Source organism: Cyclobacterium sediminis, from assembly GCF_054781075.1.
Window position 1 is genome coordinate 379,784 of sequence record NZ_BAAGVC010000003.1, and the last position, 12,859, is coordinate 392,642.

General features: G+C 40.5%; 12 protein-coding genes. 8 read left to right on the forward strand and 4 right to left on the reverse strand.

Going from position 1 to position 12,859, the window contains the following annotated elements:
* The first annotated feature begins 165 nt into the window (after positions 1 to 165).
* From ACYVHJ_RS03880 to ACYVHJ_RS03895, 4 genes are read left to right on the forward strand one after another with little or no spacing between them, the layout of a single operon-like run.
* Positions 166 to 1,254 carry a cytochrome-c peroxidase gene (locus ACYVHJ_RS03880; RefSeq protein WP_460512717.1) on the forward strand — a complete coding sequence of 363 codons (1,089 nt, stop codon included), beginning with the start codon at positions 166 to 168 and terminating at the stop codon, positions 1,252 to 1,254.
* Positions 1,255 to 1,257: 3 nt separating this feature from the next.
* Positions 1,258 to 2,004: an MbnP family protein gene (locus tag ACYVHJ_RS03885; RefSeq protein ID WP_460512719.1), complete on the forward strand. Its 747-nt coding sequence runs from the start codon at positions 1,258 to 1,260 to the stop codon at positions 2,002 to 2,004.
* Positions 2,005 to 2,027: 23 nt separating this feature from the next.
* Positions 2,028 to 3,086, forward strand: a complete 1,059-nt coding sequence (locus ACYVHJ_RS03890) for a cytochrome-c peroxidase (protein ID WP_460512721.1) — start codon at positions 2,028 to 2,030, stop codon at positions 3,084 to 3,086.
* Positions 3,087 to 3,096: 10 nt separating this feature from the next.
* Positions 3,097 to 4,173, forward strand: coding sequence for a hypothetical protein (locus ACYVHJ_RS03895; RefSeq protein ID WP_460512723.1), 1,077 nt, complete (start codon positions 3,097 to 3,099; stop codon positions 4,171 to 4,173).
* Positions 4,174 to 4,296: 123 nt separating this feature from the next.
* Here the strand turns inward: ACYVHJ_RS03895 and ACYVHJ_RS03900 are convergent, their stop codons facing one another.
* Entirely contained in the window at positions 4,297 to 4,506 is a 210-nt protein-coding gene (locus tag ACYVHJ_RS03900; protein ID WP_460512725.1) for a hypothetical protein, read from the reverse strand.
* 645 nt (positions 4,507 to 5,151) lie between these two features.
* On the opposite strand from ACYVHJ_RS03900, the gene ACYVHJ_RS03905 reads away from it, so the two are divergent.
* Genes ACYVHJ_RS03905 through ACYVHJ_RS03920 form a run of 4 tightly spaced genes read left to right on the forward strand, consistent with a single transcriptional unit; the run spans position 5,152 to position 9,671 of the window.
* Positions 5,152 to 6,381 carry a M16 family metallopeptidase gene (locus tag ACYVHJ_RS03905; RefSeq protein ID WP_460512727.1) on the forward strand — a complete coding sequence of 410 codons (1,230 nt, stop codon included), beginning with the start codon at positions 5,152 to 5,154 and terminating at the stop codon, positions 6,379 to 6,381.
* Positions 6,382 to 6,386: 5 nt separating this feature from the next.
* Positions 6,387 to 7,022 (forward strand): O-methyltransferase, encoded by a 636-nt coding sequence (locus ACYVHJ_RS03910; protein ID WP_460512729.1) that lies wholly within the window; start codon positions 6,387 to 6,389, stop codon positions 7,020 to 7,022.
* Positions 7,023 to 7,035: 13 nt separating this feature from the next.
* Positions 7,036 to 8,634 (forward strand): LysM peptidoglycan-binding domain-containing protein, encoded by a 1,599-nt coding sequence (locus ACYVHJ_RS03915; protein WP_460512731.1) that lies wholly within the window; start codon positions 7,036 to 7,038, stop codon positions 8,632 to 8,634.
* Positions 8,635 to 8,678: 44 nt separating this feature from the next.
* Positions 8,679 to 9,671 carry a DUF3078 domain-containing protein gene (locus ACYVHJ_RS03920; protein ID WP_460512733.1) on the forward strand — a complete coding sequence of 331 codons (993 nt, stop codon included), beginning with the start codon at positions 8,679 to 8,681 and terminating at the stop codon, positions 9,669 to 9,671.
* A 387-nt stretch (positions 9,672 to 10,058) separates the two neighbouring features.
* Here the strand turns inward: ACYVHJ_RS03920 and ACYVHJ_RS03925 are convergent, their stop codons facing one another.
* From ACYVHJ_RS03925 to ACYVHJ_RS03935, 3 genes are all read right to left on the reverse strand, one after another.
* Positions 10,059 to 10,487 (reverse strand): hypothetical protein, encoded by a 429-nt coding sequence (locus ACYVHJ_RS03925; RefSeq protein ID WP_460512735.1) that lies wholly within the window; start codon positions 10,485 to 10,487, stop codon positions 10,059 to 10,061.
* Positions 10,488 to 10,636: 149 nt separating this feature from the next.
* The gene (locus ACYVHJ_RS03930) at positions 10,637 to 11,782 is read right to left on the reverse strand and encodes a DNA polymerase III subunit gamma/tau (RefSeq protein ID WP_460512737.1); all 1,146 of its coding nucleotides are present in this window, start codon (positions 11,780 to 11,782) and stop codon (positions 10,637 to 10,639) included.
* Between the two features lie 180 nt (positions 11,783 to 11,962).
* A complete protein-coding gene (locus ACYVHJ_RS03935) occupies positions 11,963 to 12,823 on the reverse strand; it encodes a GNAT family N-acetyltransferase (RefSeq protein ID WP_460512739.1) in 861 nt (286 codons plus the stop codon).
* Positions 12,824 to 12,859 lie beyond the last annotated feature (36 nt).

Here is a 12,859-nt window from a genome sequence, read left to right on the forward strand (position 1 = left end):
AAAAGCAGATAAGGCTTCCAGCTTAGCCGCTTTAACACCTAAATTATAATCAAACTCGCTTTTTTGACGTTTCTTTAGGGCAACCTGTCATATTTTCTATTATTCTAACATTGGCTGGTAAAGGTTATGTCACGATACCCAATTACTTATTCTATTGGGATAATCATGATTTGTACGTCAATTTGGGCTTGCAAGGAAGAATTGGTTGAAGAGCCCCTTCCCGATAACACCGAAATTGAATTACAACATCCTGATTATTTCCCTAACAATATTGCTTCACCTAGCGACAATCCCCTCACAGACAAAGGTGTAGCGCTAGGCCGCATGCTTTTCTATGAAAAACAACTGTCTCTTGACGGGTCCATTTCATGTGCTTCCTGCCATCAGCAGTCCAAGGCTTTCACGGATGGGGAACAGTTCAGCACCGGTGTAAATGGCACCATTGGTGTAAAGAACGCCATGTCATTGGCCAATTTACATTGGACTTCCAGATTTTTTTGGGACGGCCGTGCAGAAAGTCTGGAAGATCAGGCCCTTCAGCCAATTTCGGATCCTACAGAAATGAACTTACCCATAGAGGAAGCAGTCGTGAGATTGCAAAATGATCCGGATTACCCAGCACGTTTTGAAGCAGCCTTTGGGACAAGCATAATAAGTGCTGATCTGGTCAGCAAGGCTCTTGCTCAATTTATGCGAACATTGGTCTCCGGCAATTCAAGGTTTGACCAATGGATCAAAGAAGAGATTGTCCTTACCGATATCGAACAATTGGGAATGGAGCTTTTCTTCACTCACCCGGAAGCATCTATAGCCTTGCGAGGTGGCAACTGCGGTGACTGTCACCTAGGGTTTTTGACTTCAGGGGACAGAAACGATTTATTGGGTTTTCATAACAACGGGTTGGATTCGGATGAAAATTTAGATTCGGGCTTAGAAGCGGTAACGGGAAAATCGGAAGACAAGGGAAAATTCAAAGCGCCAACGCTACGAAATATCGCCCTTACCGCACCCTATATGCATGATGGTAGATTTAACACTTTGGAAGAGGTGCTGGACCATTACAATGAGCATGTAGAAAGCAATGCGACTTTGGACATCCTTATCCTGGAAGCCAGCAATGAAATCATTACACCGGGAGAGCCCGTAAAGCTCCACCTTACTACTCAAGAAAAAGAGGCCATTATCGCCTTTTTACACACATTAACAGACGAGACATTTATAACTGATCCGGCATTTTCGGATCCTTTTAATTAAAATATGATGAAAAATTTAGCTATTATACTATTGGTCGTTTTAGGCTTTACTTCTTGTAAAGAGAATGAAGAGGAAATGTTTACTTCAATTCAAGTGAACCTTGAATTCGCTCATGTTCTCAATGGAGAAGCATTAGAACTGGATGGAAAAGCTTATACCCTACCCTCAGGTGAAAGCTTCACCCCAAGTAAATTTAAATATTACATTTCTAATATCACCTTTGAAAACAGTGAAACCGGCAACACCTATTCCGTAGCAGATGGTTATTACCTTATTGATGAAGCCGGTAAAAAAGAAGTCACTTTTGAAGTACCGGCTGGGAGTTACGACAAACTGTCTTATTTCGTAGGCATAGACAAAGAAAGAAACCTATCTACAGACCAGGTTGGAGATCTTGACCCCAACAACGACATGGTCTGGAGCTGGAAAACAGGATACAAATTCTTGGTATTGGAAGGTGAATGGGAATATGAAAATTCTGACAGAAGAGGACTTGTCATTCATATTGGCAATAACGATCCTGAGACCGAAGTTAATTTCAAAGAATTCTCCTTTGACTTATCTTCAGAGGGCTTAACCTTAGGCAGTGAAGCCATGGTAGACCTTGGCATTGAAGCAGAAATAAGCAGCTTATTCACCGGCGACACTGAATTAGTGGTACACGAGCTAGAAAGCACAAGTATCATGGGAGGACCATTGGCCATTTCTGTGGCGAACAATTACCAGCAAAGCCTTTTCTCTATCAAATAAATCATAGTTACACTCCTAATTAAATGGACTTCCGAAAATCCAGTTTGTCATTGATAATGCTTGCAACAGGCTTTTTGAATGCTTGCATGCCTGCATTTGAAGAGGTGGAAAAAAGTGCACCGGAATATTATGTTCCGGTGTATTCTTCTTCGCTTCAACAGGATGACTTTCCCCAACCGGAACGGAATTACCTCAGCAAAGAAGGAATGGAATTGGGCAAAACATTGTTTTTTGACCCGGAATTGTCTGCCAATGGAAAAGTTTCATGTGCAGGTTGTCACCTACCGGAAAAAGCTTTCAGTGATGGACTGGCATTGACCAATATTGGGGTATCCGGATCGTCCTTGCATAGGAATTCACCTGCCTTATTTAATCTGGCCTGGCATGACGGGCTCTTTTGGGAAGGTGGAGCCAATGACTTGGAATCCATGGTTTTCGGCCCACTTACCCATCCCGATGAAATGGCAGCAGATCTAAATGAAGTACTTGAATACATCAACACCCATGAAGCTTACCCTCTGTTATTTCAGGAGGCCTTTTCTTCAGACAGCATTACAAGTTCAACCATTGCAAGATCCCTCGCCCAGTTTATGCGGACCCTTATATCTGATGATAGCAAATATGACCAATGGAAAAGAGGGGAAGCAGGACTATCATCAGAAGAATTGAAAGGTTACGAAGTATACAAGGAACACTGCAGTAGCTGCCATAAGGAAGGTTTGTTTACTGATTTAAGTTATCATAACAATGGTCTGGACAGCAGCTATCCCGATCCACCTGAATTGGAAGGATTGTACCAAGGCAGGTACAGAATCACCTACAAAGACGAGGACAAGGGTGCTTATAAAACTGCTTCCCTGAGAAACCTTTCTTTTACGGCTCCCTACATGCATGATGGCAGGTTTGCTAACCTTGAGCAGGTATTGGATCACTATGAAACCGGCATAAAGACCAATGAAACCTTGGCCCCACAACTTGAGAATGGCATTGTATTAAGTGCCACCGAAAGAACACAACTATTGGCTTTCCTTAACAGCCTTAACGATTATAATTTTATTACAAATCCAGCCTACCAAAAATAGGTTTACAACCATGAAAAAACTCACTATTTTAGCCATCACCCTGTTGACATTTTCCTTTTTACCAAAAGAGGCCAAAGCATGCGATAGCTGCAACTTTTTTGAATACAGCCTCTTGCAAAACAGAAGCTATTTCGGTCTGTTTTACAGGCACCGCAGTTTTGGGGATTACACACAGTATGGGAATACCACCAACCAAGTCACCACTGCCGGTTTGTCAAATTCTATCTTTGAAAACAACCCTGAAAACAGCTATACTCCCAATGCCAGAACCTTCTCTGCTACTAAACCCGATCAGGTAGTTATGCATGAACCGGAAGGCAACGCGCTCTATGTCAACAAAACAAAAATGGATTGGGAAACCTATGAAACGGTGGAATTAAGAGGGAATTTTATGCTAAAAAACAACTGGAACTTCGCCTTTCTTCTACCCTACGAATCCAATATTGTCTATTATGAAAAATTGTTAGATCTACCCAATCCCGTTCAGGATACTACCATAAGTGTAAAAGGTTGGGGGGATTTGACTTTAGTTGCTGATTATATTCATTACATCTACAACTCCAAGGCAAGACACACCTTCCGGCCAGGAATAGCCGTCACTGCTCCCACCGGACAATCAAGACAAATAGCCAATGGTGAGCAACTTTATGATCCGATTATCCAGCCCGGCACAGGATCCTGGAGTTTGATTGGAAGATTGAATTACCAGTTGTTTTACACCAAAACAGGCGCGAATCTTTCATTCAGCTATAAAACAGCCACTGAAGGGAGCCAAGAATACCAATTCGGAAACAGTTTTAATGGATCTGCTGTAGGCTTTCATCAATTTACCTTTCAAAACAATTGGATTTTGGTCCCCAATCTTGGTGGATATTTTGAACATGCAGCGAATGATACTTGGGAGGGTGAAAAACAAGCCCTAACAGGCGGTGATGTGGTATTTGCACAGGCAGGAACAGACCTCAACATTAAAGATTGGACTTTAAGCTTTGTTTGGCAGACCCCTTTGTCACAAAGTTTAAATGGAAATCAAATCCTTCACAAAAATCGCCTAAGCATTGGGGTAATTAAATCTTTCAAATTGTAAGAGAAAGGTGGGGAAAAAATTAAAAAATATAAAAAAAAGTAGGTATTGGTAAGCTTCAAAAAATCCCAAAAAATTCAATAGTTTCCAGCGCATAAACCAAACGCTTAGAATCTTTTCAAAAAATCAACTCAACACTTTCTTTTCGGTTTTAACATTGTTCCAAAACAAATAACCAAATCCTAACTGAGGCACTACAATCAACACTACATGAAGAAAATTCACCCCACCACTAATGGAAATATTTAAATTCAACAGATTGGCAACAGCCAGTATCAAAACCAAAGATACCAGAGCAAAAAGATGGGCCAACATTAATTTTTTTTGACTTTTCATAATCTTAAAATTTACTTTATTAGAGCTATTAAAAATAATCAGTGCAGTTATTTACACTTGATGACATGACAAAATTGGGACATAAATTCCGTAAAAACAAATCACCTAACCACACCTAATCCCTTTGTATTTCAATGTTTTATGAGATTACCCATTACAAAAAACCATAATTGCAAATCGTTTTACTTAATTTGCATTTCACCTCAAAAAAACTTTTTGAAAAAAAATTCATTTATTTTTTTTAAGGTTAAAGGGGTAGGTTGAAAATCCGATAATCATGTGAGTTACTTGAACCAAACCTCTTTCAGTAAGGTCAATTAAAGCCCAAAACCGACTCACTTTTTAGCATGCAGAAACCCGAAGTCTATTTGGCCGTTTCATATTGGTATTGGAACCAATACCTATTATCATAGCTAAATAGGCTCTAATAATATTAGCTTCGCGAAATTCCTGCATCCATGCTAATGAGTAAATTTAAGGGGTACCAATTCCGGATTACAAGGGTCCTCCTTATTGGCATTCCCCTTTTTATAAGCAAGTAAATCTCCCATTCCCCAGATAAATACCATCATAGACTCCAATTTTTCAACTACCAGGTTTCTTTCCCAATAATTGATGCTATTTTTGTATTTTGGAAAGAGAAGTATGACATATCAAATCAAGGCCTTTGAAAACGGTATTAGAATTGTTCATCAGGAAGTAAGCAGTACCCGTCTGGTTCATTGTGGATTTATTCTTGACATCGGAAGCAGGGATGAAACGGAGGAACAGGTTGGCTTGGCACATTTTTGGGAACACATGGCTTTTAAAGGCACTCAAAAAAGAAAGGCTTTTCACATCCTCAATAGACTTGACTCTGTAGGTGGAGAGCTCAATGCTTATACTACCAAAGAAAAAATATGCTTCTATGCAACAGTGTTACAGCAACATTGGAACAAAGCAGCTGATTTACTTTGTGACATCACTTTTAACAGCACCTTCCCTCCCAAGCAAATAGAAAAGGAAAGGCAGGTGATATTGGAAGAAATGGCCATGTACAGAGATTCACCGGATGATGCTCTCCAAGATGAATTTGACAGCTTACTCTTTCCCAACCATTCTCTAGGCTATAATATTTTAGGTACCGAGGATTCTGTAAAAAGTTTTACTCAAAAGGACTTTATCAATTTTATTGCGGAGCATTTGGATACCTCCAAGATGGTATTTTCGGTAGTAGGCAATATCAGTTTTAAGAAGGCTGTCAACCGGTTGGCTCCTTTATTAAGCAATATTCCCGCCAGCCGAAGCGCTAAAAAAAGGGTTCCTTCCTTGACCTATGAACCAAAATCCAATGCTTTTCATAAAGACATCAGCCAGGCCAATTGCGCCTTAGGCAAACCGGCGCTCTCCATCCATGATCCCAGGAGGTATAAGCTTCACCTGCTCAACAATATATTGGGAGGCCCAAGTATGAATTCAAGGCTCAATATGGCTTTGCGGGAAAAACACGGCTTGGTATACAGCATAGAATCCGTTTATCAGGCTTTTACAGACACAGGCTTTATTGGCATCTATTATGGCACTGAAGAAAAAGCAGCAGCCAAAGCACGGAAAATTGTTTTAAAGGAAATTCAACGTATTTGCACCCGAAAACTCGGGAGTATGCAGTTGCACATGGGCAAGGAACAAGCCATTGGGCAGATGGCCATGGCTGAAGAAAACCATGCCGGACTAATGCTGGTATATGGCAAAAATCTTTTAGACAAAGGTAAAATTGAACCTTTAGAAGCCATTTTTTCAAGCATACGGTCTTGCACAGCTGAAGAACTATTGGAACTTGCCAATGAAATATATGATATAGATAAATTTAGTTTTCTAACCTATCTACCCAAATAGTCACGATGGACGAAGAACTATTAAAATATTGTGAAGACCACAGTGGAAGTGAAGACAAACTACTTCAGTTGATCAAAAGACAAACGCATTTAAAGGTTTTGAAACCTCGGATGCTGTCCGGCCACCTGCAGGGAAAAATGCTGGAAATGTTTGTAAAAATGACAAGCGGTATAAATGTTTTGGAAATTGGTACGTTTACAGGTTATGCATCCATTTTTCTCGCCAGAGGGCTAGCTCCCGAAGGTAAACTGACAACAATTGATGTCAACGAAGAATTGGAAGAAATGGTCCGTGGTTTTTTCAAGCAATCAGGCCTTGATAAAAAAATTGATTATAGAATAGGCAATGCCCTTGAAGTGATCCCAACCTTAACGGAGCCTTTGGACTTTGTGTTTATTGATGCTGACAAGCGCAACTATGTCAATTACTTCGATTTGGTGGTCGACAAAATGAGGCCCGGGGGATTGATATTGGCAGACAATATTTTATGGTCCGGAAAGGTCTTAGAGAAGAACCGCAAAAAATTGGATAAAAACACAGCCGCGATTTTGGCGTACAACGAGAAAGTAAACAATGACCCAAGAGTTGAAAATGTAATTTTACCGATAAGGGATGGCATCATGCTTGCCCGGAAGCTTTAACCGGAATCAAAGAATGAAAAAAACAGTAATTGCCTTTTTAATATTTTTTATCTATCAAAATGCACCGGTACTTGGGCAGACACCACAGGTCCCCCGAATCATTGAGTTTGCAGGCTTAACCTTAAAGCTAAATGATGCTGCCAGAAAGGATATCCAAGCAGATGTAGATGCACAATATAGAAGCGCCTCTCATTTTCAAGTAAAGCTGGATCGGGTAAACCTTTATCTACCCATCGTCGAAAGGGTCCTTAGGGAAGAAGGTGTTCCTGAAGATTTTAAATTCTTGGTCATACAGGAAAGCAGTCTGATTTCAGATGCCGTCTCTACTTCCAATGCAGTTGGTTTCTGGCAATTTAAAAAAGGCACCGCTGAAGAAGTTTTTTTAAGAGTGGACAATGAGGTGGACGAAAGAAAAAGTATCGTTTCTTCAACGAGGGGAGCCGCCAGGTATTTAAAAAAGCACCAGAAGTACCTGGACAACTGGGCCACCACCTTGGTGTCTTACCAAATGGGTTTAGGAGGGGCTAGGCGCTACTATAAAGACAAGTATAAAGGTCACCGAAAAATGGACATAAGCCGCGGCACCTATTGGTACCTAAAAAAGTTTTTGGCGCATAAAATCGCTTACCAAGGCCAGCTTGGGAAAATGGTCAGCAATGGAAATTATTTACATGAATATCCTGTCAAAGGGCCTACCAACCTTAAATCTGTAGCAAAAACCTTGGGGGTAAGTGAAAGTCATTTAAAGGAATATAACAAATGGTGCTTGAGAGGGAAAATACCCGGTGACAAAACCTATACCATCACTTATATATTAAACGGTATTGTTCCCGAAAGGCCATTGCTCACCAATAATCCGCCTTCTACAAATAATGCAGGATTGCTTGCAAACAGTGCCAATGCTTCCGGTTTCCCAAAAATCACCGGAAACCTAGGCAATGCCAATCAGGCCAATCAAATAAAAATCAATGGAATTAAAGGTATTATTGCCATTGCCAATAGCCAAAGTCAACTGGCGATTCAGGCCGGCATAAGTGAAGGGAAGTTAAGGAGGGTCAATGATTTAAAAGCGTCAGATCCCATTCAACCGGGAGCCTATTATTATACTAAAAACAAAAAAAGTAAAGCCAAGACAGCGGAACATGTGGTTCAGCCGGGAGAAACCCTTTGGGAAATCTCTCAACGGTATGGAATCAGAATGCATTCATTAATGGCCAAAAATAGGATTTATAAAGATGAGCAGCTTTTGCCGGGAATGGTATTGCGCTTAAGAAAATACTATAAAAAAGACGAAAGTATAAAGCGCGTGAAACTGAGTCCTGCACCTATCCAAGCTGCTGAGCCTAGGATGGAACAGGGAAGGCAGCCAGGTCCTCAACAAGCCCAACCAAGAGTAGAGGTAAGCCCTTCAACAAAAGATCCTGTGCCTACGGCCCCGCAAGCCCCCGAAGTAACAAAAGAGATTTATGAGGAATATCAGGTAAAACCGGGAGATACCCTTTACTCTATTTCCAGGGCTTTTGCTGTTACAGTAGAAGAATTAAGGCGTTGGAATAATATTGGTGAAGATAATCTCCTTTCAGTGGGACAAAAACTGGAAATCAGAAAATAAATAAAATTTTTGACTGTATATTTGCATTTCACTGTCTATTAATCATGAACATCAAATTTGTATTCGTTCTATTCTTACTATTTGCAGCCAAAATCAACACTGTTTCGGCGCAGGACGCCCTCTCTAAGGCGGACACGGTAATCATAGGTGGTGATACATTGATCATGTTAGGAGACTCTCTGATTTTCACTACAGAAGAAGAGCCCATATATTGGAAAAGAGGAGGTAATTTTAATTTAAGCTTGCAGCAGGTAAGTCTAAGCAATTGGGCTGCCGGTGGAGCCAGCTCTTTTGCCTTGAATACCGGACTCCAAATTTTCGCCAATTACAAAAAGGAAAACATTATCTGGGAAACCAACCTTACTTTGAATTATGGAATCAACCGGCAAACAGGTAGGGCTTATCCCACAAGAAAATCGAACGACAACTTTATTTTTATCAGTAAATACGGTAGGCAACTTAGTAAAACAATTTACCTTTCCACACAGATTGATGCCCGAACCCAATTGATTGAAGGGTATCGTTATTATCGTGAATCGGGAGCTGATCGAGACAGTAGAAGCCGCCTTTCAGATTTCCTGAGTCCGGGTTATGTTCAATCTTCAACCGGTCTGAACTATCAAACTACTTCAAAAAACGGAGCCAAATTCTCATCCATTTTATCTCCTTTTACAGGGAGGTTTACCGTGGTATTGGATGACTCTCTCAGTAGGGCAGGAGCATTTGGAGTTGTACCCGGTGAGAAAGTAAAACCTGAGGCAGGTATATCTTTGAATACCACGGCCGATTTTAAAGTCATGGAAAATATCAATTGGAAAATGGATCTAAACCTCTTTACCAACTATGAGAAACTGGGAAATACCGTAGTCAATTTTAACTCTGTCATTAGCTTAAAGGTGAATAAGTACATCACCACCAGAATTGCTACAATCATGATCTACGATGAGAGTGTCTATGTACCACAAGATGAGGGCCCAGCCACCCGGGCCATACAGCTTCAAAACCTCATCAACTTTGGCATTGGTTTAGATTTTTAAACCCAAAAACTCATCTCAAAGGTTTCAATTGAAGATTTCATGCCCTTGAGATGCTTTCTTCTCCTCTTTTATTTTCAAATGGAGCAAGCCTGATTTAAGATATTACCAATCATTCTACTTCTAACCTGAGTTCGACTTAAAATTATTAAAAAGCTCTCATTCCAAGGCTTAGGGAGGCATTTGAATAGGGGAAGATGTGGAAATCCCCAAACTATACGAGAATTCTTCACCCTTTCCTACCTCTGCAGGTTATAAAAGGTTCGGATGAGAGGTAGCCGTTTTTATAACGCCCATTTAAATCGAGCTCGTGCTTATATCTTGATTCACACTTCTGTGAGAAGAGATAAGAACTTTTGACATGGGGATGGGAAAAGCCATGATTAGGTTTTAAAAATCCGCTTGTAAACCAAAACGTTTTTTCAACTCCTTAAGGGCTGGGGATTTTTCCATCAGATAAGTAAACTTCTCTCCTGCAGTATAAAGGTTTTTTATTGGATCTTTTTCATGTTCGGTGATCTCAAATGTCACCTCCACATCCGGATGCCTCAATTTTCTTCTTAGAATCCCGGTAAGTTCAGGTTTCAGTTTAGGGAATAAATCTTCGTGCAAACCACTGCTTAACATAAAGACAACCTCCTGACCTCTGACCTCAAAGGGTTGATTGAGCAAAGCCATTTCCATATTTTTATGGTCTTCTCTAAACTCATCCAGCACTTCGGCAAAAACATTTTTAACTGTATCCTGATTGATTGGCTGTCGGGGTAGGCTATCGTCCAGCACAGGAGCAGCCACTTTGGTGGTTTCCTTTTCGGCCAACTTCTCTGCAGGCTTCGCTTTAACCTGATTTTTAACGGCTTTCAGGTTTGAAGGAATGGCGATTGTCTTTTTGATGACTTGAGCTGGGGCAGGCTGGGTTGAGGTTTTAGCATTTCCTGCAGCTTCCGCTTTTACTTCAGACTCATTTGCTAGGCTTTTTTTTTTGCCTCTTGGTCAGAGACTGCTGCCAAAGAGATGGCATGGGGCAACTTGGCCAACTTCATCAAAACCAATTCCACATGTAATCTCTGGTTTTTACTGGCTTTGTAAGACAAGTCGGCTTGATTGCAAATGCTTAATCCGGACAATAAAAAGGACAAAGGACTATTAGCTGATTGTTCCACATACCGTGCTTTGGCAGTTTCAGAAACCTGAAGCAAAACAGCGGTATCAGGATCTTTGCAGACCATCAATTCCCTTAAATGCTCACTTAAGCCTACAAGGAAATTATGTCCATCAAAACCCTTTTTAAGAATTTCATCAAATATCAGCAGGGCTTTGGAGATGCTTTCTTCCAAGAGCGCATCAGTAACTTTAAAATAATAATCATAATCCAGCACATGTAGATTGTCAATTGTCTCCTGATAGGTGACTTTTTTCCCTGCGGAAAAAGTAACAATCAAATCATAGATAGAAAGGGCATCTCTAAGGGCCCCATCTGCCTTGGTGGCGATCAACCTTAGTGCTTCGGTTTCATAATCTACCCCTTCTTCTTTTGAAATGTATTCTAAATGCTGGCTAATGTCCTGAATCTGAATCCTATTGAAGTCAAATATCTGACAACGAGAAAGAATGGTAGGAATAATTTTATGCTTCTCAGTGGTCGCAAGAATAAAAATTGCGTGTTTGGGGGGTTCTTCCAAAGTCTTCAAAAAAGCATTGAAAGCTTGGGTGGTAAGCATGTGAACCTCATCAATAATATATACCTTGTATTTTCCTTTTTGAGGAACATACCTTACTTGGTCCACCAAATTTCGCATATCATCGACGGAATTATTCGATGCTGCATCCAATTCATGAACATTAAAAGAGCTATTGGAGTTGAAAGCTTCACAAGAACTGCATTCATTGCAAGCTTCCCCATTGTCTTTTCTATTTTCACAATTTATGGTCTTGGCCAAAATTCTGGCACAAGTAGTCTTACCCACCCCTCTAGGCCCACAAAACAAAAAAGCTTGCGCCAAATGCTCATTTTTTATGGCATTTTTAAGCGTAGTGGTAATATGGCTTTGCCCCACCACACTTTTAAAGTCCGAGGGTCTGTATTTTCTGGCAGAAACAACAAAATTTTCCATCACCGCAATTTATAAAATTAATCGAACTTAAAACTCACAGTTCGTCCTTTTTACCACTTCAATTTCCCTAACCTGCTGGAAACTTGAGCATTTAAATATTTTCATTTTCTAATACCAATTCAGTTTCCCTGCCCAAGCTATCCATGAATTTATTTAAATCCTTTCTCCCTACACCCATAATTAGCCAAGTTCAGGTCCAGTTATCAAATAATAATTAGCTAATTCTTCCTTTACCTTATTGGGTGGGATGTACATCCTGATCAACTCTCTTTGCTTGGCAAAACCGCAGCTTTCCAGCCAAGGATATAAATTAGCATGATGCACTCCCAAATCCAAAACCAAGTTATGGCCTTCAAAAGCTTCCAATACCCGTGCAATAAGCGCTTTTGCCGCAATATCAGTTGAGGATATCATGGGGCCTAGCTGTAAAAACTTACTACCCAACCTACAAAAGATATATCCTACAATTTTACCCCCTTCTTTTATCAGAAAGGCTCCATTGGGCAGCCTCTCAAACAAATGACGTAGGAGCTGGGTTCTGTCAGCGCCAAAAACTTTGTGATCATAGGAGATAATCTCAGGAAAATCTGCCGGGGAAACTTCTTGAACTTTCTCCGTCTCCATTTCATTTGCCGATACAGCTTCTTTGGAGCGAACCCATCTAAAAAGGGAGTACTCCTTCAAAAACCCCAAGTGTTCATAAACTTTTTGGCCGGCCGGGGTTGCATCCAGTTTAATGGTTTGCTTGTGCCCAATTCGCTGTATCACCTCTCGCATCAATCTTTTACTGATGCCTCTCCTTCTGTAATTTCTATCTACCAGCATCATGCCTATCCAGGCCAGTTTGTCTTGGTAACTATAAGCACAAACAGTACCCACCACCTCATCTGCTGCCAAAACTACGAGACATAAATGAGGGTTATCCGCTAAAATCAATTGCCAATCTGCTTCTGTTTGGTTCCATCCCTCTACAGTCTTTAATCGCATAGCAGCTTCAAGGTCTTTCAGCTGCATTTCCCTTATAAATAATTCTGAGTCCATTTTAACTTAACAACTTAAATTGAAATATAAACCGGT

Excerpts from the sequence above, each read along its gene's own strand:
- ACYVHJ_RS03880 (WP_460512717.1), top strand. The coding sequence starts at position 166 with ATGATTTGTACGTCAATTTGGGCTTGCAAGGAAGAATTGGTTGAAGAG.
- ACYVHJ_RS03900 (WP_460512725.1), bottom strand. The coding sequence starts at position 4,506 with ATGAAAAGTCAAAAAAAATTAATGTTGGCCCATCTTTTTGCTCTGGTA.
- ACYVHJ_RS03910 (WP_460512729.1), top strand. The coding sequence starts at position 6,387 with ATGGACGAAGAACTATTAAAATATTGTGAAGACCACAGTGGAAGTGAA.
- ACYVHJ_RS03895 (WP_460512723.1), top strand. The coding sequence starts at position 3,097 with ATGAAAAAACTCACTATTTTAGCCATCACCCTGTTGACATTTTCCTTT.
- ACYVHJ_RS03920 (WP_460512733.1), top strand. The coding sequence starts at position 8,679 with ATGAACATCAAATTTGTATTCGTTCTATTCTTACTATTTGCAGCCAAA.
- ACYVHJ_RS03885 (WP_460512719.1), top strand. The coding sequence starts at position 1,258 with ATGATGAAAAATTTAGCTATTATACTATTGGTCGTTTTAGGCTTTACT.
- ACYVHJ_RS03915 (WP_460512731.1), top strand. The coding sequence starts at position 7,036 with ATGAAAAAAACAGTAATTGCCTTTTTAATATTTTTTATCTATCAAAAT.
- ACYVHJ_RS03930 (WP_460512737.1), bottom strand. The coding sequence starts at position 11,782 with ATGGAAAATTTTGTTGTTTCTGCCAGAAAATACAGACCCTCGGACTTT.
- ACYVHJ_RS03905 (WP_460512727.1), top strand. The coding sequence starts at position 5,152 with ATGACATATCAAATCAAGGCCTTTGAAAACGGTATTAGAATTGTTCAT.
- ACYVHJ_RS03890 (WP_460512721.1), top strand. The coding sequence starts at position 2,028 with ATGGACTTCCGAAAATCCAGTTTGTCATTGATAATGCTTGCAACAGGC.
- ACYVHJ_RS03935 (WP_460512739.1), bottom strand. The coding sequence starts at position 12,823 with ATGGACTCAGAATTATTTATAAGGGAAATGCAGCTGAAAGACCTTGAA.